The organism is Miniimonas arenae (genome assembly GCF_006351005.1).
Lineage (GTDB): Bacteria > Actinomycetota > Actinomycetes > Actinomycetales > Beutenbergiaceae > Miniimonas > Miniimonas arenae.
Window position 1 is genome coordinate 1 of sequence record NZ_VENP01000059.1, and the last position, 17,027, is coordinate 17,027.

The 17,027-nt window shown below is 73.5% G+C and carries 17 protein-coding genes and 1 tRNA gene; 10 read left to right on the forward strand and 8 right to left on the reverse strand.

Annotated features, from left to right (window positions below; genetic code table 11):
- Nucleotides 1-383: 383 nt before the first annotated feature.
- Both FH969_RS12690 and FH969_RS12700 read right to left on the reverse strand, forming a co-directional pair.
- Nucleotides 384-620 carry a hypothetical protein gene (locus FH969_RS12690; protein WP_108718653.1) on the reverse strand — a complete coding sequence of 79 codons (237 nt, stop codon included), beginning with the start codon at nt 618-620 and terminating at the stop codon, nt 384-386.
- Nucleotides 621-1,171: 551 nt separating this feature from the next.
- Nucleotides 1,172-1,255: transfer RNA gene (locus FH969_RS12700), tRNA-Leu, on the reverse strand.
- A 413-nt stretch (nt 1,256-1,668) separates the two neighbouring features.
- Between FH969_RS12700 and FH969_RS12705 the strand changes: the two genes are divergently transcribed.
- From FH969_RS12705 to pknB, 7 genes are read left to right on the forward strand one after another with little or no spacing between them, the layout of a single operon-like run.
- The gene (locus tag FH969_RS12705) at nt 1,669-2,388 is read left to right on the forward strand and encodes an FHA domain-containing protein (RefSeq protein ID WP_139987477.1); all 720 of its coding nucleotides are present in this window, start codon (nt 1,669-1,671) and stop codon (nt 2,386-2,388) included.
- The gene (locus FH969_RS12710; RefSeq protein ID WP_108718655.1) at nt 2,385-2,882 is read left to right on the forward strand and encodes an FHA domain-containing protein FhaB/FipA; all 498 of its coding nucleotides are present in this window, start codon (nt 2,385-2,387) and stop codon (nt 2,880-2,882) included. The genes FH969_RS12705 and FH969_RS12710 overlap by 4 nt, the downstream gene beginning before the upstream one ends.
- Nucleotides 2,879-4,318, forward strand: coding sequence for a PP2C family protein-serine/threonine phosphatase (locus FH969_RS12715; protein ID WP_139987478.1), 1,440 nt, complete (start codon nt 2,879-2,881; stop codon nt 4,316-4,318). Before FH969_RS12710 ends, FH969_RS12715 begins: the two co-directional genes overlap by 4 nt.
- A complete protein-coding gene (locus FH969_RS12720) occupies nt 4,318-5,733 on the forward strand; it encodes an FtsW/RodA/SpoVE family cell cycle protein (RefSeq protein WP_139987479.1) in 1,416 nt (471 codons plus the stop codon). Before FH969_RS12715 ends, FH969_RS12720 begins: the two co-directional genes overlap by 1 nt.
- A 17-nt stretch (nt 5,734-5,750) precedes the next feature.
- The gene (locus tag FH969_RS12725; RefSeq protein ID WP_342777033.1) at nt 5,751-7,211 is read left to right on the forward strand and encodes a peptidoglycan D,D-transpeptidase FtsI family protein; all 1,461 of its coding nucleotides are present in this window, start codon (nt 5,751-5,753) and stop codon (nt 7,209-7,211) included.
- Nucleotides 7,208-8,392 (forward strand): serine/threonine-protein kinase, encoded by a 1,185-nt coding sequence (locus FH969_RS12730; RefSeq protein WP_139987481.1) that lies wholly within the window; start codon nt 7,208-7,210, stop codon nt 8,390-8,392. The genes FH969_RS12725 and FH969_RS12730 overlap by 4 nt, the downstream gene beginning before the upstream one ends.
- A gap of 17 nt (nt 8,393-8,409) precedes the next feature.
- Nucleotides 8,410-10,248, forward strand: a complete 1,839-nt coding sequence (gene pknB / locus FH969_RS12735; RefSeq protein WP_246071932.1) for a Stk1 family PASTA domain-containing Ser/Thr kinase — start codon at nt 8,410-8,412, stop codon at nt 10,246-10,248.
- A gap of 176 nt (nt 10,249-10,424) precedes the next feature.
- Here pknB and FH969_RS12740 read toward each other — a convergent pair whose 3' ends face one another.
- Genes FH969_RS12740 through FH969_RS12750 form a run of 4 tightly spaced genes read right to left on the reverse strand, consistent with a single transcriptional unit; the run spans nt 10,425 to nt 12,754 of the window.
- Nucleotides 10,425-11,126 (reverse strand): anthranilate synthase component II, encoded by a 702-nt coding sequence (locus FH969_RS12740; protein ID WP_108718660.1) that lies wholly within the window; start codon nt 11,124-11,126, stop codon nt 10,425-10,427.
- A 5-nt stretch (nt 11,127-11,131) separates the two neighbouring features.
- The gene (locus tag FH969_RS15325) at nt 11,132-11,287 is read right to left on the reverse strand and encodes a hypothetical protein (RefSeq protein ID WP_180359795.1); all 156 of its coding nucleotides are present in this window, start codon (nt 11,285-11,287) and stop codon (nt 11,132-11,134) included.
- 1 nt (nt 11,288) lies between these two features.
- On the reverse strand, nt 11,289-12,044 hold the full coding sequence (locus FH969_RS12745) for a class E sortase (protein WP_139987483.1): 756 nt from the start codon (nt 12,042-12,044) through the stop codon (nt 11,289-11,291).
- Nucleotides 12,041-12,754, reverse strand: a complete 714-nt coding sequence (locus FH969_RS12750; RefSeq protein WP_218975314.1) for a DUF881 domain-containing protein — start codon at nt 12,752-12,754, stop codon at nt 12,041-12,043. Before FH969_RS12750 ends, FH969_RS12745 begins: the two co-directional genes overlap by 4 nt.
- 299 nt (nt 12,755-13,053) lie before the next feature.
- Here FH969_RS12750 and FH969_RS12755 point away from each other — a divergent pair, with 299 nt between their 5' ends.
- The gene (locus tag FH969_RS12755) at nt 13,054-13,305 is read left to right on the forward strand and encodes a cell division protein CrgA (protein WP_108718663.1); all 252 of its coding nucleotides are present in this window, start codon (nt 13,054-13,056) and stop codon (nt 13,303-13,305) included.
- 175 nt (nt 13,306-13,480) lie between these two features.
- On the opposite strand, the gene FH969_RS12760 is transcribed toward FH969_RS12755, so the two are convergent.
- Nucleotides 13,481-14,467 carry a rhomboid family intramembrane serine protease gene (locus FH969_RS12760; protein ID WP_139987484.1) on the reverse strand — a complete coding sequence of 329 codons (987 nt, stop codon included), beginning with the start codon at nt 14,465-14,467 and terminating at the stop codon, nt 13,481-13,483.
- Between the two features lie 7 nt (nt 14,468-14,474).
- A complete protein-coding gene (locus tag FH969_RS12765) occupies nt 14,475-15,005 on the reverse strand; it encodes a peptidylprolyl isomerase (RefSeq protein WP_108718665.1) in 531 nt (176 codons plus the stop codon).
- A 267-nt stretch (nt 15,006-15,272) separates the two neighbouring features.
- Here FH969_RS12765 and FH969_RS12770 point away from each other — a divergent pair, with 267 nt between their 5' ends.
- Both FH969_RS12770 and FH969_RS12775 read left to right on the forward strand, forming a co-directional pair.
- Entirely contained in the window at nt 15,273-16,208 is a 936-nt protein-coding gene (locus FH969_RS12770) for a hypothetical protein (RefSeq protein WP_139987485.1), read from the forward strand.
- Nucleotides 16,209-16,454: 246 nt separating this feature from the next.
- Entirely contained in the window at nt 16,455-16,658 is a 204-nt protein-coding gene (locus FH969_RS12775) for a hypothetical protein (protein ID WP_139987486.1), read from the forward strand.
- Nucleotides 16,659-17,027 lie beyond the last annotated feature (369 nt).

The following is a 17,027-nucleotide window of genomic DNA, read 5'->3' on the forward strand; positions in this document are numbered from 1 at the left end:
GCCCGTCAGCTACGTTGAAGAACAGGTTCCCGTCGGAGCCGGTTCCAGATAACCGAGCCTCCACAAAACCCGGGGCGCTTCACTGCAGGGGTTGCCGGACGAGTTCGACTTCACCGGGCAGCGTGACGCGGCCTCGTGGAAGCAGCTCGGCAACGGGGTGAACACCGGGGTAGTGGCTCAGGCTCTCCTGGGACAGATGCGACGTGACGGGGACTTGCTCGTTCGGGACCCACGCGGTGCGGCGGTGCTCGAGGCGGTGTCGTCGACGATGCAGACCACGGGTGGTGACCTTCGTGGCCTCATCCGCGAGTCGGTGCTGCGGGGGCAGGACGGGTCGAGCCGGCTGGCGTCCTGATCGCCCTGCTCGATGTCGGTGCCGTGTGCTACTGGACGATGGCCTGCGGGTTGTCCAGCGATATCGCGCCGCACTCGCAGGAGAGTGGCTCGTCGAACTCGCGCATCCACGCCTCCACGTCGGCGCCGGTCACCTTGGTGAGCCGGTACCCGCTGGTCGTGCGTCCGGTGCGCGCGGCGTGCCAGCCGGCGCAGTCCAGGCGCCCGCAGACCCAACGGTCGTAGGCCAGGTAGACGACGTTCTCGTCCAGGACGCTGGTGGACACGGTGGCTCCTCGCGGTGGTGGCCCAACCGTGTGCCGGACCGTCGCCACCTCCCGTGTGCGGCAGGCCTGTTAGTCGAGCATGTCGGCGTAGTCCACGTCACGGGCGGCGCTGGATGTAGTGCCGGGCCGCCACCTCCACGCTTGCACGGCCGAGGTGCCGTGCCGCAGCCTCACCACCGGACGTCTCGGCCATCCGGGTCGCCACCGCCTGTCGCAGGGTTCGCGGCGTCACCCCACGCAAGGTCGGCGTCAGCGATCGCCGCACGCCACGACGTGCGCAGTTGAGGTCGATTCGGATCGGGTGGCTGTGCGTGCGCATCGGGGTGCTCCGTGGCGGGTGGTCCAGCCGTGTACGTGGCCCTCGGTGCGACCCGTGCGTTGCACCGTCCCTCATATGTCGTCCATATGTTGCACGTGATGCACTGCGGTGTACCTGGATGCAAGAATGCCCCCTACGCCATGGTCGGCGTGAGGAGGCGTTCATGCAGGTCAGAGGCCCTGAATGCACCTGGATGACACCAGGTGCGAGCCGTCCCCCGGAGGGGGAAACGTGCGCAAGGGGGGAGTTGAACCCCCACGCCCTTTCGGGCACACGGACCTGAACCGTGCGCGTCTGCCTATTCCGCCACTTGCGCAGTGCCGCGCCGATCGTGAGAAGCGCACGAGCGGCACAGCGCGAGCCAGCCTACCACCGCCGTCGAGGGCCCTCGACCAGGCGCCAGTCGGCGCGTGAGAAGCCCACCGGCCCCGGCCACCACCCAGCAACGCCCCCGGCCAGCCCTCAGGCGCCCCACCCGCCCACCCTTCACACGCTCCCCACACCCGCCGCCCGATACGACCGCCGCGCCGCCGGAACCGGCCACGCCCCGGTGACTACCATGACTGGCGGGGCGATCGCCCGTGTCGGCGCCGTTCGCGCAGGTCGGCATCCCCCGCCCGACGACACGCCGCCGTTCGACCGGACCGAGACCAGGCCCCACCGGGACTGACCACGAGGACGTCCGGCGAGTGTCGACACCGGCCTGACCGCCCGAGAAGGAGGAACGCGATGGGTCTGCTCGACCGCATCGAGAAGGGCGTCGAGGGCGCCGTCGCCGGCGTCTTCGCCAAGGCGTTCCGCTCCGAGGTCAAGCCGGTGGAGATCGCGAGCGCCGTGCACAAGGAGATGGACGACCGCGCCGCCGCCTTCCGTGGCCGCACCGTCGTGCCGAACACGTTCGCCGTCGAGCTCGGCGAGAACGACCACGAGCGGATCGCCGAGTGGGGCGAGGACGCGCTCGCGCAGGAGATCCAGAACGCCGCCGCCGAGCACGCCCGCGAGCAGGGCTACTCCCTCGTCGGACCGCTCGACGTCACGTTCGCCACGAGCCCGGAACTGGCCACCGGCCGCTTCCGGGTGCACTCCTCCACGGTCCGCGCCGAGGGCTGGACGGACGCCCCCGCGCAGCGTCCCGCCCCCGAAGTGCCCGAGCCGCCGCGCCTGCCGGTCATCGACATCGACGGCCGCCGCTACCTCCTCACAGCCGCCGTCACCGTGCTCGGCCGCGGCAGCGAGTCCGACATCGTGGTCGACGACACGGGGGTCTCCCGCCGCCACCTCGAGCTGCGCCGGACCGCCCGCGGCGTGGTGGTCACCGACCTCGGCTCCACCAACGGCACCTTCGTCGAGGGCAACCGCATCACCGCGGCGACCCTCGTCGACGGCAACACCGTGACGTTCGGCCGCACGCGCCTGCTGTTCTACACGGGCGAGAGCGGCACCGCGTGAGCGAGCTCGTCCTCACGCTGCTCCGCCTGAGCTACCTCGTCCTGCTCTGGCTGCTCGTCCTCTCGTGCGTCGGCGTGCTGCGCCGCGACATCTTCGGCACCAAGGTCTCCTCCCGCAGCGCCGCCCGCCGTCGGGGCCGGGCAGGGGCGGGCGACGCCTCCGGCGCCGAGGCGTCCGACGGCGAGCACGTCCGCTCCCAGCCCGTCACCCTGGTCGTCCTCGAGGGTCCGCTCGCGGGCACGACGCTCGAGCTGCGCACGTCTGCGGTCCTCATCGGCCGGGCGCCCTCGTGCACGCTTGTGGTCGACGACGACTACGCGTCCGGCCGGCACACCCGGATCTTCCCGCACGACGGCGGCTGGTACGCCGAGGACCTCGGCTCCACCAACGGCACGTGGGTGGGCGAGGAGCGCATCGACGGCCCCACCCCGGTCCCGCTCGGCATGCAGGTGACGATCGGCCGCACGGTGCTGGAGCTGCGGGGGCGCCCGTGACGCTCGCGTTCTCCTACGCCGCGCGCTCCGACGTCGGCCTGCTGCGCACGGTCAACCAGGACTCCGGCTACGCGGGTCCCCACCTGCTCGTGCTCGCCGACGGCATGGGTGGACCGGCCGGCGGCGACGTCGCCTCGTCCGTCGCGATCGCGCACCTGGCCCCGCTCGACGGCGAGTCCCACGCGGGTGACGCGCTCGCCCTGCTGCGCTCCGCCGTCGCCGACGCGCACGCCGAGCTCCGCGCCCGCGCGGCCGAGGACACCGAGCTCGCGGGCCTGGGCACCACGCTCATCGCGGCGCTGCGCACGGGCAAGCGCCTCGCGATGGTGCACATCGGCGACTCGCGCGCCTACCTCGTGCGCGACGGGCAGGTCAGCCGGCTCACCGCCGACCACACGTACGTACAGCACCTCGTCGACATCGGCCAGCTCACCGAGGCCGAGGCGGAGAACCACCCTCACCGCAGCGTCATCCTGCGCGTGCTCGGCGACCACGACTTCGGCGTCGAGCTCGACGAATCCGTGCGGGAGCTCGCCGTCGGCGACCGCTTCCTGCTGTGCTCCGACGGCGTGTCCTCGTTCGTCAGCGCCGACACCGTGAACGAGGCGCTGCTGTACGAGGACGACCCCGCGGCCTGCGCCGAGCGACTCGTCGACCTCGCGCTGCGCGCTGGCGGGCCCGACAACATCACCGCGGTGGTCGCCGACGTCGTCGAGCTCGACGACGTGCCCGACGGCGCCGCCCCCTCCACCACGCCGCAGGTCGTCGGCGCCGCGGCCGCCCAGTGGCGCCGCCCCACCCGCGGCGGGTCCGGCGCCGCGGCGCGAGCGGCCGCGCTGCTCGCAGCCGCGAGCACGGACGGCGACGACGAGCCCGACGGCGAGCCCACCAGCACGGACGGAGTGGGCGGGCCGCGTTCAGCCGGGGGCAAGGGCCGCCGGGCGGCCGCCCTGAAGCCGGGTCACCGCCGTCGGCGCTGGTGGCTGGCGAGCGTGGCCGTGCTCGCGCTCGCGCTCGCCGTCGGCGGCTGGTTCGGCCACCGCTGGACGCAGACCCAGTACTACGTGGGCACCTCGGGCGACTTCGTCGCCGTCTACCAGGGCATCCCGGTCTCCCTCGGCCCGCTCGAGCTGGGGCACGTCGTGGAGACGACGGACATCCGCGTGGCCGACCTCCCCGCGTTCGCGCAGACCCGCCTCGAGGAAACCATCACGCCCGCGGACGGCACGCGGGCCCAGGCGGACGACGTCGTGGCCTCCCTGCGCGACCAGCTCCCCGACACGGGCGGCACGGGGGCCACGACTGGCACCGGCGGAGCGGGCGGCACGGGAGGCACCGATCCGTCCGCCTCCCCCGGTGCGACGGCGACCACCCAGCCCACCACGCAGCCGACGACCCAGCCCACCACGCAGCCCACGTCCGGTGGGACGCCCTGATGGTCACCGTCTCCCAGGTCACCCCGCGTGCCGGGCGCTGGACCGAGCTCGCGCTGCTCGTGCCCGCGCTCGCCGTCGGGATCTACGCCTACCTCCAGGTGGGGCTCGCCGTGAACGGCGCGGTCCCCCCGGACCTGCTCGCGTTCGGCCTCGTCACCGCCGCCATCGCGCTCGCGGTGCACGTGGTGCTCCGCCTGCGCGCGCCGTACGCCGACCAGGTCCTGCTGCCGATCGTCGTCGCGCTCAACGGGCTCGGCCTGGCCATGATCGAGCGCGTCCACCTCGCGCTGCAGGCGCGCGAGAACGTGCCCAGCTGGGACGTCGACCCGACCCGGCAGATGATGTGGATGGCGGTCGGCGCGACGGCGTGCCTCGCCGTCCTGCTCCTGCTGCGCGACCACCGCACGCTGCGCCGCTACACGTGGACGTTCCTCGCCGCGGGCCTCTTCCTCCTGCTGCTGCCGCTCGCGCCCGTGATCGGCAAGGAGATCAACGGGTCGCGCCTGTGGATCGGCGTCGGACCGCTCTCGCTGCAGCCCGCCGAGCTCGCGAAGATCTGCTTCGCGATCTTCTTCGCCGGGTACCTCGTCACCCACCGCGACACCCTCACGCTCGCGGGGCGCAAGGTGCTGGGGATGACATTCCCCCGGGTCCGGGACCTCGGTCCGATCCTGTTCGCGTGGGCGATCAGCGTGGGCGTGCTGCTGTTCCAGCGTGAGCTCGGCACCTCGATCCTGCTCTTCGGCCTGTTCATCGCGATGCTCTACGTGGCCACCGAGCGGCTGTCGTGGGTGCTCATCGGCGGGGTCCTCACGATCGGCGGCGTCCTGCTGCTGGCGTCGCGGATCGGGTACATCCAGGCCCGCATCGACGTCTGGCTGCACGCCCTCGACCCCGATATCTACAGCCGCAACCCCGGCGGCTCGGGCCAGATCGTGTCCGGCCTCTTCGGCATGGCGTCCGGCGGGCTCATGGGCACCGGCTGGGGTGAGGGCTACCCCCAGCTCACCTACTCCGCCAACGCCGACATGATCGTGCCCTCGCTCGGCGAGGAGCTCGGCCTCACCGGCCTGCTCGCGGTGCTCATGCTGTACCTGGTCTTCGCCCAGCGCGGCATGCGGACCGCCATCGGCGTGCGGGACGGCTTCGGCAAGCTGCTCGGCTGCGGCCTCGCGTTCATCGTGGCGCTGCAGTGCTTCGTCGTGGTCGGCGGCGCGACCCGGGTCATCCCGCTGTCCGGCCTCACGATGCCGTTCCTCGCCGCCGGCGGCTCGTCCCTGCTCGCGAACTGGATGATCCTCGCGCTGCTCCTGCGGCTGTCCGACGGCGCGCGCCGGCCCGGACCCGAGGTCGAGCCGGCGCTGCCGCGCGACCCGCGCGAGCCGCGCGCGTCCGTGGCCGGGGCGGCCGGGTGAACGCCGCGCTGCGCCGCGTGAGCGCCGTCGTCATCGCGATGTTCCTCGTGCTGATGGCCGCGGTGACGTCCGTGCAGTTCTTCCAGGCGTCCTCGCTCAACGGCGACCCCCGGAATGTGCGCAACACCTACCGGGAGAACGGCCGCGACCGTGGCCCGATCGTCGTGGCCGGGGCGGAGATCGCGTTCTCCCAGCCCGTGGACGACCCGTACAAGTTCCTCCGCACCTACACCCAGGGGCCGCTGTACGCGCCCGTCACCGGGTACTCCTCGGTGGTGTTCGGCCAGTCCGGGATCGAGCTCGCGGAGAACTCCGTGCTGAACGGGACGTCGCCGTCCCTGTGGCAGCAGCGCCTCGGCGACCTGGTGACCGGCCGCCAGCCGCAGGGCGGCGCCGTCGAGCTCACGATCGACCCGGCCGTGCAGCAGGCCGCGTACGACGCGCTCGGCGACCACGAGGGCGCCGTCGTCGCGCTCGACCCCCGCACGGGCGAGGTGCTCGCGCTCGTCTCGACGCCGGGCTTCGACCCCAACGTGCTCGCGGGCCACGACACCGCCGCCGTGAACGCCGCGTGGCAGCAGCTTCTCAACGACCCCGGCAAGCCGCTCGCGAACCGTGCGATCGCCGGCGACACCTACGCGCCGGGCTCGACGTTCAAGCTCATCGACGTGGCGGCGGCGCTGTCCGCGGACGCGGCCCTCACGCCCGACACCCGGATCTCCGCGCCCGACTCGATCACGCTGCCCGGCAGCACCGCCACGATCGCCAACCCCGCCGGGGAGCGCTGCGACGACGGCGAGACCGCCACGCTCGCGACGGCGTTCGCCAAGTCGTGCAACACCCCCTTCGTGCAGATGGCGCTCGACCTCGGCGCGGACGCGATCCGCGACCAGGCCGACGCGTTCGGCTTCGGCGACCAGCTCGCGATCCCGCTCACGGTCACGCCGAGCCGGCTCGGACCGATCGCCGACGAGGCCGCCCTCGGCCAGACGGCGATCGGTCAGCGCGACGTCCGCGTCACCCCGCTTCAGATGGCGATGGTCTCCTCGGCCATCGCCAACGACGGCGTGCTGATGCGCCCGTACCTCGTCGCCACGACCCGCGACGCGAACCTCACGGTCGTGTCGAAGACCTCCCCGAGCGAGCTGTCCACGCCGATCACGCCCGAGGTCGCCGCGACCATGACGCAGCTCATGGAGGGCGTCGTCACGAGCGGCACCGGCCGGCGCGCGCAGATCAGCGGGGTGCAGGTCGCCGGCAAGACGGGCACCGCGGAGTCCGGGTTCGACGACGGCACCGCCCGGTCCAACCCGCACGCCTGGTTCACCGGCTTCGCCCCCGCGGACGACCCGCAGGTCGCCGTCGCGGTCCTCGTGGTCAACGGCGCCGACCCCGCGGCCGGCGACTACACCGGCGGCGCGCTCGCCGCCCCGATCGCCCGCTCGGTCATGGCCGCCGCGCTCGGGAGCGGCTCGTGACGCCGCGCGCCGGCGTCATCCTCGACGGCCGGTGGGAGCTCACCCGGCGCATCGCCGTCGGCGGGATGGGCGAGGTCTGGGCCGCCACCGAGGTGCACACCGGCCGCGAGGTCGCCGCCAAGGTGCTGCGGCCCGAATTCGCGGGCGAGCGCCTGTTCCTGGATCGCATCGCCGCCGAGGCGCGCAACTCCGCCGACCTCGACCACCCCGGCATCGCACGCACCTACGCGCACGGCGAGGTCGGTGGGCTCGGCTATCTCGTCATGCAGCTCGTCGAGGGCGAGCCCCTCTCGGCCGTCCTCGCGCGCGAGCGCACCCTCTCCCCCCGCGCCGTGCTCGACGTCGTGGCGCAGACCGCGCAGGCGCTCGCCGTCGCGCACCGCGCCCAGGTGGTCCACCGCGACATCAAGCCCGCGAACCTCCTCATCGGACCCGACGGCGCGATCACCCTCACCGACTTCGGCATCTCCCTCGGCGCCAACCAGGCGCCCATGACGGCCGCCGGGATGGTGATGGGGACCGCGCAGTACCTGCCGCCCGAGCAGGCCATGGGTCGGCCGGCGACGGGCGCCGGCGACCTGTACGCGCTGGGGATCATCGCCTACGAGGCGCTCGTGGGGCACCGCCCCTTCACCGGGACGACCCAGGTGGACATCGCGTTCGCGCACGTCACCGAGCCCCTGCCGCCGCTGCCGGGCCGGTTCGACCTGCCGCTGCGCTCGCTCGTGGAGCAGATGCTCGCCAAGGACCCGGCCGACCGGCCCGCCTCGGCGGACGAGGTCGCCGCGCGGGCGCGCGCCCTGCTCGCCGACCTCGACTCCGCGTGGGACCCGACGCTCGTCACCGGACGGTGGCGCTCGCCGTCGCAGGCCGTGCCCGACGGCGAGCGACCGGTCGTGCCCGTCGCCGCACCCGCGCGCGCCCTCGGCCCCGCCGCCCGCGCTCCGCACGCCGCCGTCGCCGCCGCGCAGGCGGTACGGGCGGTGCGGAGCCCGTCGGCGACGCGGCGCGACCGGCACGCGCGCCGGCCCTGGCACCCGGCGTTCCCGCAGGGGACGCTGGGGCGCGTGGGGCTCGCCGTCGCGGTGGTGCTCGTCGTGGCGGCCCTCACCCTGGGCCTGCTGATGCTGGGAAGTCTGGGACAATCGGCCCGGGCGGCCGACCCCTGGTCGGTCGGATGATGCGAGAGGTTCGATAAGTGGTGGATCAGATCCCACGGGTGCTCGCCGGTCGGTACGAGATCGGTGAGCTCATCGGTCGCGGCGGCATGGCCGAGGTGCACATCGGGCGGGACAACCGTCTCTCCCGGCGCGTCGCGATCAAGCTGCTGCGCTCCGACCTCGCCCAGGACTCCACGTTCCAAGCGCGCTTCCGCCGCGAGGCCCAGTCCGCGGCGGCGCTGAACCACCCCAAGATCGTGTCGGTCTACGACACGGGCGAGGACACCCAGACCCTCCCCGACGGCACGGTGCGGCACTCCCCGTTCATCGTCATGGAGTACGTCGAGGGGCACACGGTCCGCGAGCTGCTCAAGGACGGCGCGGCGCTGCCCATCGAGGAGGCCGTCGAGATCACCGAGGGCGTGCTCCAGGCGCTGGAGTACTCCCACCACGCGGGCATCATCCACCGCGACATCAAGCCCGCGAACGTCATGATCACGACCGCCGGCGACGTCAAGGTGATGGACTTCGGCATCGCGCGCGCCGTCGCGGACACCGCCGCGACGATGACGCAGACGCAGGCCGTGGTCGGCACCGCGCAGTACCTCTCCCCCGAGCAGGCGCGCGGCGAGGTGGTCGACGCCCGGTCCGACGTGTACTCCACGGGTGCGCTGCTGTTCGAGCTGCTCACCGGGCGGCCGCCGTTCGTCGGCGACTCCCCGGTCGCCGTCGCCTACCAGCACGTGCGGGAGGAACCGCCGACGCCGAGCTCGGTCGCGGCGGACGTCCCCGAGGAGCTGGACCGGATCACGCTCAAGGCGCTCGCGAAGGACCGCACGGTCCGCTACCAGAGCGCCGAGGAGTTCCGGGCGGACCTCGTCTCGGCTCAGCGCGGCGGTGTCGTGGGCGCACCCGCCGTGGGCGTCATCGCGGCAGCCAACGCGGCGGCCGCGAGCGCGGCCGCCCAGCGCGGCGCCCCCACGCAGATCCTCGGCGGACCGCCCACCGCCACCACCTCGAGCACGCCGCCGGTCCCGCCGGCGGAGGAGGACCCGAAGAAGGGTCGGGCCTGGGTCTGGGTCCTCGTGGTCCTGGGGATCCTGCTCGCGGCCGCGATCGTCTGGGCCCTCACGCGCGACACGGGCGAGCCCGACGACACCCCGAGCCCCACCCCCACCGTGACGATGGTCGAGGTGCCCGACGTCGTCGGTGAGACCGAGGCGCAGGCCACCCGCGACCTCCAGGACGTCGGCCTCGTCGCCGTGCCGCAGACCGCGGCGGACGCGACCGTGCCCGCAGGCTCGGTCGTCTCGACCGACCCGGCGGCGGGCGTCTCGATCGCCCAGGGCCTCGACGTCACGATCGTCGTCTCGACCGGCCCGGACGCGCTCGCGGTGCCGGACGTGCTCGGGATGACCGACCAGCAGGCTCAGCAGGCGCTCACCAACGCCGGCTTCACGCCGAAGACGATCATCAAGCAGACCGCCAACAGCGCGACGTTCTCGGCCGGCCAGGTGATGGCGATCGACCCGGGCGTCGGCACGTCCGTCGCCCCGGACTCCCAGTTCACGCTCACCATCGCCACCGGCAAGGTGGACGTCCCCGACCTCACCGGGATGACCCGCGAGCAGGCGCAGCAGGCGCTGCAGGCCGCCAGCCTCACCGGGAACTTCGAGCAGACGCCGAACGGCGACCACGAGGCGGGCACCGTCATCTCGTGGAACCCGACCGGCTCGGTGGACCGCCTGTCGCAGATCACCGTGCTCATCGCGACCGAGCCGACCGAGGTCGCCACGCCGACGACGCCGCCGACGGGTGAGGCGACCGGGACGCCCTCGCCGGGCCAGCCCGACCCGCCCGGCGGCGGGAACCCGTGACCGACGGGCCGCTGATCGCGCGGATGTGACGAGGAGCCCGGGCCGATGCGGCCCGGGCTCCTCGCGTCTCTCGTCGTTCGCCGTCGCTCGCGTCGCTCGGCGTCGTTCGCCGTCGCTCGCGTCGCTCGGCGTCGTTCGCCGTCGTGCGTGGCTGCCGGTCGAGCCCCGCGCGGCCGCTACAGCGCCGCGAGCGGGCGCATGCCCGCGCTGCGCGCGACGGCGTCGGCGTCACCCGTGACGGCGAGCCAGTTCGCGAGCAGCCGGTGACCGCCCTCGGTGAGCACGGACTCGGGGTGGAACTGCACGCCGTACAGCGGCAGGTCGCGGTGCTGGACCGCCATCACCAGCCGGGCGCCGGTCTCGGTCGTCCCGTCGGCGCCGCCGCTCGCGCCATCGGCGCCGCTGCCATCGCCGTCACCCGGACCGGCCACCCACGCCGTCACCTCGAGCACGTCGGGCACGGTCTCGGGGACGACGGCGAGCGAGTGGTAGCGGGTCGCGGTGAATGGCGAGCCGAGGCCCGCGAGCACCCCCTCGCCGCCGTGCGCGACGCGTGAGGTCTTGCCGTGCATGAGCTCGGGCGCGTGCGTCACGGTCGCGCCGTACACCTCGGCGAGCGCCTGGTGGCCCAGGCAGACGCCGAGCATGGGGACACCGGCCCCGGCGCACGCCTCGATCGTACGCATCGAGGCGCCGGCGTCGGCGGGAGCGCCGGGACCGGGCGAGATCAGCACGCCGTCGTACCCGGCGAGGTCCGCCGTCGTGCCCTCGAGGGCGTCGTTGCGCACGACGGTGACGTCGGCGCCGAGCTGCTCGAGGTAGCCGACGATCGTCCACACGAAGCTGTCGTAGTTGTCCACCACGAGGATGCGCGTCATCCGGGTCACTCCACGGTCTGCTGGTCGATGGGCAGGTGCGGCGCGATCGCCGGGAACACCCACAGGAACAGGACGGCGACGACGGCGAGCACGAGCAGGAGCGCCTGCGTCGCCTTGAGCCAGCGCGGGCCGGGCAGGACCCGCCAGATCGCGGCGTACATCTCAGCCCTCCCCGGCCAGCTCGGCGGGGCGGCCCGCGTCGCGCGGCACCCAGGACTCCAGCTCACCGTGCACGACGTACCTCTCGCGGGTCGAGAACAGCGGATGGCAGGTGGTGAGCGTGATGGTCGCGACGGTGGGGTCCGCGCCCGGGTCGCTCGGGTTCGGGGCGATCACGTCCACGTCGGTGGGTGGCACGATCTCGCTCGTCGTCACCCGGTAGACGTACCACGCGTCCGCCGTCTCCACCACGAGCGCGTCGCCCGGCTCGAGCTTGTCGACGGCGTAGAACGGCTTGCCGTGGCTCTGCCGGTGGCCGGCGAGCGCGAAGTTGCCGACCTGGCCGGGCATCGCGGTGCCGGGGTAGTGGCCGATCCCCAACGGGTCCAGCACCGTGGCCCGGTCCACGCCCTCGGTGATCGTGCGCGCGAAGGGGGTGTCGCCGTCGTCCCAGCGCGGGACCCACAGGCGCGCGAACGTCGTCCCCGTCAGCGGCTCGAGCGCGACCGGCGCCTCGCCGGTCCCCGCCGGCGCCACGGTGTCCGGCGAGGGCGGCAGCGTCTCGTCGAGCGTGGCGGACAGCTGCTGCTGGGTCTGGCCGGCCTCGACGTCGGTCCACCACAGCTGCCAGACCACGAACAGGCCGAGGAGCACGCCGAGCGTGATGAGGAGCTCGCCGACGACGCCGACCACGCGGGAGGCGGCCGACGGGCCGGACGGACGGCGGGCGGCCTCGGGGCGGGCGACGGGCGCGCTCATGCGGGACCGTCGCCGTCGGTGAGGAGGCTCGCGTGGCTCAGGGTCCGGGTGCCGGTGTAGGCGTCGAGCGTGATCTCGTCACGCTTCTGCACCGACCAGCCGAGCCCGAACGCGTCGACGTACTGCTGGTAGACCTCGAGCACGGGATCCTGCTCGAGCGCCTGCGTGAGCTCGTCCACGTCACCGATCGCCTCGACGACGTACGGCGGGGAGTAGGTGCGCCCGTGCAGGAGGAGGACGTTGCCCACGCAGCGCACGGCGGTGGTGGCCACGACGCGCTGCCCCTGGATCGCGACGGCGTCGGCGCCGCCCGCCCACAGGGCGTTCACCACGGCCTGGATGTCCTGCTGGTGCACCACGAGGTCGTCGGGGTTCTGCGACGTCGCGCCGCTCGGGGCGTCCGAGAGGCTCACGCGGACGCCGGGGCCGGTGAGGGCCTCCAGCCCGGTCTCCAGCGCCTCGGCCGCGGACGGCGCAGCGGGCGCCACGGCGGTGTCCTCCTCGAGCTGGGCCACCTCGGCGCGCAGCTCCTCGACCTCGGCGTTGCGGGTGTCCAGGCGTTCGGTCTCCTGGGCGACGAGGCCACGCAGGTCGTTGGGGCGCGAGGTGTCCTGGGCGGCGAAGACGGAGGCGTTGGTCGCGAACAGGACGCCGGCGACGAAGGCGACGACGCCGACGGCGAGCGACGCGCGCGGAAGACGACGAGCCACGCGCACCACCTCCGAGCCCCCCGACGACCCGTCCAGTGTACGGTGCGCCCCCACGGACGGGTCGGGCTGCGGTCTCGTCACCGTGCGGCTCCGAGACCGCACCGAGACGGCTCCGGCACGGCCCGGACACGGCTGCGACACGGCCCTGAGCAGCGGTGCACGGCGCCGTCCGGAGCGGCGCGGGCTACCCTGGTGGTCTGCGCGGACCACCGCGTGCGAGCGCTCGTCGAGAGCCCGTGCGCGCGCCCCTCGCCCCGTCCCGACGGCCGTCCACGGCCGCCCGACCCCAGGAGTACGAAGTGCCCGAGTCGCGCACCCGCAAGAAGGCGGCCAAGCCCGCGCCGCTGCCCCTCGCGCCCGGAGCCGAGAAGCCCAACCCGCCGTGGTTCGTGCCGACGTTCGTCACGCTGCTCGTGCTGGGCCTGGTGTGGGTCGTGGTCACGTACGTCTCGAGCTCGCGCTACCCGATCCCAGCGCTCGGCTCGTGGAACCTCGGCGTGGGCTTCGGCCTCATCCTCGTCGGCTTCGGCATGACGATGCGCTGGCGCTGACGCCCTTCCACACACGCGTTCGTCCCCAGCTGGGGACGAACCTGGGGAGAACTACACGGATGTGATTCTCCCCAGGATGGGGACATCCCTGTGGACAGAGGGGGTCCGTGGTCGGCCGGTGCACCTCGCCCCACAGTCCGTCAGATCGCGAGGCCGGCGCGAGAACGGACGCGCGTCAGCCCGAGACGAGCACGGCGACGGCGACCAGGACCACGGCCACCCCGGCGACGGCGAGCCACTGGAGCGTGGCACCCGAGGTGAGCGACGCACGAGGTGAGGCGAGAGCGCCGGGCTGGTTCGCCGTCGGGCGCGTGGACGATCGTGGCGTGCGGTGCACGGGCAGGTACCCGAAGATCAGGCCGAGGACCGCGCCGACGACCAGCCCGCCGAGGTGGGCCTGCCACGCGACGCCTGCGACCACGAACCCCAGCACGAGGTTGAGCGCGATGACGACGAGGATGCCGCGGGCGTCCCGGCCCAGGCGACGCAGCAGCACCGCGAACGCGGCGAACAGCCCGAAGACCGCGCCCGACGCACCCACGACGGCCGGCGCGTTCGGGCCCGCGATCACGAGGTAGCCGACCGTCCCGCCGAGGGCGGACAGCACGTAGAGGGTGGCGAAGCGCAGGCGGCCGAGGGCCGGCTCGAGCTGGGTGCCCATCAGCCACAGGGCGTACATGTTGAACGCGAGGTGCAGGATCCCGCCGTGCAGCAGCGTGGCGGTGAGGAAGCGGTACGGGTCGGTGAGCCCGAACCGCGGCGCGAACACGAGCTGTCGGAAGACCTCCGCATACACGTCCGGCGCGAGGTAGCGCAGGAGCTCCAGCGCGGTGCACGCCACGATGATCGTGAGCGTCACGACCAGCCGGCCCGGGCGGGAGACCCCGCCGAAGACGGTGCGGGCGACGGGCCGGTTGCGGGCGGCCTCGCGCACGCAGTCCACGCAGTGCACGCCGACCGTCGCTGGTCGCTGGCACTCGGCGCAGACCGGCCGGCCGCAGCGCTGGCACGTCACGTACGAGACGCGGTCGGGGTGGCGCGGGCAGACCGGCTGGCCGGCAGCGGGCTGGCCGGGCTGGCCCGGCAGGCCCCAGCCGCCCGCGGCTCCGCCCGAGGGGTACGGCCGGCCGTAGCCGCCGGGCGGGCCGCCGGTCGCGCTCATCCGCGCGTCAGTCCTCGACGATGTCGATGCTGGAGATGACGACGTCCTTGACGGGCTTGTCGCCGGGGCCCGTGGTCGCGGACTCGATCGAGTCGACGACGGCGCGGCTCGCCTCGTCCGTCACCTTGCCGAAGATAGAGTGCTTGCCCTGCAGCCAGGGCGTCGCGACGGTGGTGATGAAGAACTGGGACCCGTTCGTGCCCTTGCCGGTGAACCGGTCCTTGCCGGCGTTCGCCATGGCGAGCAGGTACGGGTCGCGGAAGGTGAGCTCGGGGTGGATCTCGTCGTCGAACGTGTAGCCCGGGCCGCCACGGCCGGACCCGAGGGGGTCGCCGCCCTGGATCATGAAGTCGGGGATGACCCGGTGGAAGATCGTGCCGTCGTAGAGCGGACGGCTGGTGCGCTGGCCCGTCGCCGGGTCGGTCCACTCCTTGGCGCCCGTGGCCAGGGCCGTGAAGTTGCGGACCGTCTTCGGGGCGTGGTGCGGCAGGAGCTCGACCGTGATGTCGCCTGCGGACGTGTGAATGATCGCGTGCATCCTGCGATTCTCCCAGACTCTTCCTCCGGGTGAGGCGGGCGGCGACCTCAGGGAGGACGGTGGGTGCGTGCGGGAGCGTGGTCCGGGCGGCAGTGCCCCCGTCGGGGTCCCCGACGGGGGAACGTCCTGCGGCGTGAGAACGGCGCCTCCCGTGTGCACGCGCGCAGGTGGGGTGGCACGATAGACGACACGCGCACACCCGCGCGGAACGCGTACCGCGGGCGTCTCCTCGCCCGACCACACGCTCGACCAGCAAGGAGCAGCCACATGGGACGCAAGGTTCACGTCGATCCCGACGATGTCCGCGAGCAGGTCAACGAAGCAGGCCGTCAGGCGAAGGCGCTGGCCGAGCAGGGCGTGGAGTGGGCAACACCGCGCATCGAGGCCGCGGTCGACTGGGCCGCCCCGCGCATCGAGCAGGCCTGGCGCCAGGGCGTCCAGGCCGCCGCGCCGAAGGTGGAGACCGCCGCCTCCAAGGCGTCCGATCTCGCCGACGTCGCCGCCGTCAAGACCAAGGACGCCACCGACTCCGCGCACGACGCGCTCGTCGAGATCATCATCCCGAAGATCGTCGCCGCGATGCAGGACGCCGCCCGCGCCGCCGCCGAGGCCACCGAGGGTGCGGCCGGTGCCGCCTCCGCGAAGCTGGACGACGCCGCCGCGGCACTGTCGGGCAAGGCCGGCGACGCCGCCTCGGCGCTCTCCGGCAAGGCCGAGGAGCTGGCCGCGAAGGTCGCCGCCGCCGGTGAGCCCGCGCGCAAGACCCACGGCGTGGGCAAGACGCTCGGCTGGATCGCGGCGGGTGCCGCGACCGCCGCCGCCGGCTACCTCGTGTGGCGCCGTACCCAGCCGCTCGACGACCCGTGGGCCGAGGAGTACTGGGAGGACGCCGACTCCGGCGACGTCTCGGAGTCCGAGGCCGTCGACGCGCTCGTCGACGCCGTCGCCGAGGCGGAGGCGGAGGCCGAGTCCGGCGCCGAGCAGGTCGCCGACGCGGTGGCCGACTCCGACGCGGCTTCGGCCGCCGAGGACGCCGTCGCCGAGGCCGAGGCGATCACCGAGGAGGCCGCCGAGGGCGTCGAGGGTTCGACCGGTGACGACGCCGCGAGCGCGGGCGAGACGGGCGACGGCGAGCAGCCGCCGAGCCGGTCGCGTCGCCGCAAGTCCACCGAGGGCGACGGCGAGCCCTCCTCCGAGGGCTGACGCCCTCGCCCGACGCACCACCCCGCGAACGCCCCGCTCCCTCCGGAGCGGGGCGTTCGCCGTCGTGCGCGTCGTGCGCGTGTCTGTCGCCTGGATAGGAGGGGCGACGGCGTGGCCTCCCATCGCTGGATGTGACCTGTGTCACATTTCGGGTCTCCGGTGTATCGAACCGGGGTGCTGGCGGCACGTAGTGGGTGTGGCCGGACGACATCCGTCGACCGCCGGGCCACGTGCGGAGGGAGATCGATGACGACCACCGAGGATCCGGCGTCGAGCATCGCGCCGATCGGGCCCGCCGCGCTGCCCACGCTCGACGAGCAGCGCTCGCGCCGGCGTGAGGAGCTGCTCCTGCTGCTGGGCCGGGCCCGTGCCGCGCATCGCGCGCGACGACGGCTGCGGATGGCCGGGCTCGCGGAACCGCTGGTGCCCCCGGACCGCCGGGAGTCGTGACCCCGGGCGACGAGCACGCCCGGCGGCTGGCTCCGAGGCATCGTCCGCGGCTGTCGAGCTCGCGCGACGGAGAAGAGAAGGGTGGAAGCAATGGAGCGCTGCAGGAACAGGCGACCACGGGTTGAGAGGCTGGTTTCCGCCTGGAATCAAGGATCAGGCGACGGGTGCGAGCCTGGCGGTGAGCCGGATGACCCGCTGATAGACGTGTCGGCAGAGCCAAGCAGACGACCTCGAACACGCCTCACGGGTGAGGAAGTAGACGCTATGCGAACAGCCCGCGCGAACGGCGTCAGCGTGTCCGCGCTTGCGCGACGATTCGGAGTGCACCGTGGCACGGTGTGGGCGAAGACGCGGTGACCGCGCCGACGA

Coding starts and splice junctions, on each gene's coding strand:
- FH969_RS12705 (WP_139987477.1), top strand. CDS start 1,669: ATGGGTCTGCTCGACCGCATCGAGAAGGGCGTCGAGGGCGCCGTCGCC.
- FH969_RS12720 (WP_139987479.1), top strand. CDS start 4,318: ATGGTCACCGTCTCCCAGGTCACCCCGCGTGCCGGGCGCTGGACCGAG.
- FH969_RS12740 (WP_108718660.1), bottom strand. CDS start 11,126: ATGACGCGCATCCTCGTGGTGGACAACTACGACAGCTTCGTGTGGACG.
- FH969_RS15325 (WP_180359795.1), bottom strand. CDS start 11,287: ATGTACGCCGCGATCTGGCGGGTCCTGCCCGGCCCGCGCTGGCTCAAG.
- FH969_RS12745 (WP_139987483.1), bottom strand. CDS start 12,044: ATGAGCGCGCCCGTCGCCCGCCCCGAGGCCGCCCGCCGTCCGTCCGGC.
- FH969_RS12760 (WP_139987484.1), bottom strand. CDS start 14,467: ATGAGCGCGACCGGCGGCCCGCCCGGCGGCTACGGCCGGCCGTACCCC.
- FH969_RS12765 (WP_108718665.1), bottom strand. CDS start 15,005: ATGCACGCGATCATTCACACGTCCGCAGGCGACATCACGGTCGAGCTC.
- FH969_RS12770 (WP_139987485.1), top strand. CDS start 15,273: ATGGGACGCAAGGTTCACGTCGATCCCGACGATGTCCGCGAGCAGGTC.
- FH969_RS12775 (WP_139987486.1), top strand. CDS start 16,455: ATGACGACCACCGAGGATCCGGCGTCGAGCATCGCGCCGATCGGGCCC.